This is a genomic window from Ruegeria sp. AP12, from assembly GCF_056540025.1.
Map to the genome: position 1 here is coordinate 1 of NZ_JBQFVZ010000254.1, position 619 is coordinate 619.

The window sequence follows — 619 nt, forward strand, 5'->3', positions numbered from 1 at the left end:
CCGTCATTCGCACCGAACCCGGTGTTGGTGACTACGATCAGACCATCTGATCTTGCCAAAGGGTTGGGGCGCAGATAACGCCCCACCCCATCAATCTGCGCCAAGCAGTTTCAAAAGCCCTTTCTTGGCTTCCTCTTCAAGCTTCTTCTTTACCGCTTTTTCAAGGCTTTCGCTGTCCGTGACAGCGGTGCCCAATTCGTCCCCGACCTTTTCAAGGACTTGCTGTTTGGCGTCGCCTTCCAGTTCCTTGATCTTTCCCTCAGCGGCGGCCTCGATCACTTTGCTCAGGTCCGGTTGAATCGAGGGGTTGCTCCACGGCCCCACGATCCTGACCGGCACAGACAATCCCTGACCCGAGTTGGCCCGCAACGCGGTCGGCGTGAACAGATAGTCGATATTGCGCGCACCTATGCCGACCGTGCCCTGACCGTCGGCCCTGAAGATATCCAGCGACATCAGCAGATCCTCATTCCTGAGAACCCCTTGATCAATGGTGAAGCTGGCCGTCAGGCTGTTGAACACCGTCGCGCCACCATTCCCGTCTCCGCGCCCCATTATCCGGTCCAGATCAATCCCTGAGATCACCCCTCTGCCGATATCCAGCCGACCCTTGCCACTG

The 619-nt window shown here is 57.8% G+C and carries 1 pseudogene; it reads right to left on the bottom strand.

The annotated features are described in order from the left end of the window. Positions 1–90: 90 nt before the first annotated feature. A pseudogene (locus ACR0E6_RS22590) lies at positions 91–619 on the bottom strand (AsmA family protein); the annotation flags it as partial.